Source organism: Carnobacterium sp. (genome assembly GCF_040274425.1).
Genome location: NZ_JBEMBC010000207.1, coordinates 1 through 560, shown reverse-complemented (window position 1 = coordinate 560; position 560 = coordinate 1). Strand labels below are relative to the sequence as shown.

General features: G+C 27.5%; 1 protein-coding gene. It reads right to left on the bottom strand.

Features of this window, described 5'->3' with window-relative positions:
* Positions 1 to 234: 234 nt before the first annotated feature.
* Positions 235 to 560, bottom strand: a 326-nt coding sequence (locus ABS911_RS15310) for a P-loop nucleotide/nucleoside kinase family protein (protein ID WP_350468262.1), incomplete at its 5' end; no start/stop codon positions are given.

Sequence of the window (560 nt, the reverse complement as noted above, 5' to 3'; positions counted from 1 at the left end):
CAATAAATCTTGAGCGATTTCTTCTGTTGTTTTAGTATGATCTGTCCAAAAATCCAATTTTATTCCTCTTTCTTGTTTAGTACATTTTTAGTGATTGTTTCTTCAATAACTAGTATACAATAAAATAACACTTAGATAAAAAGAAAGTCGTTTTTGAAATTAACAATTCAATATATTACCTTGAACTTTTTATTGTGTTTAATTTATAAAAATGTTCAAAATATTATTTTTTTGCTAACTTGGATATAAGTAACCATTAATGATTGTTACTTCCCCTTCATCAAGTGTTGGTGGCTGAAAATTTTCGTAATATTGAGCTGCAGTTTGTTCGTCTAACATAATATCATTAGGATTTTTTCCTTTTCGGTCGTGAATTCTTTGTAAAACAATTTCTTTAGGAGTAACGATTACAATGATTTCTGGTTTTATTCCGAACGGAACCAGCATATTTTTATATTCATCACGCATTTCACGTGACCAAAAGGAATAATCTAGAACAACATCTTTATTTTTTCTAATTAGTACTTTTAACTTTAGATCAAGGAACGTTTTGATTTCAT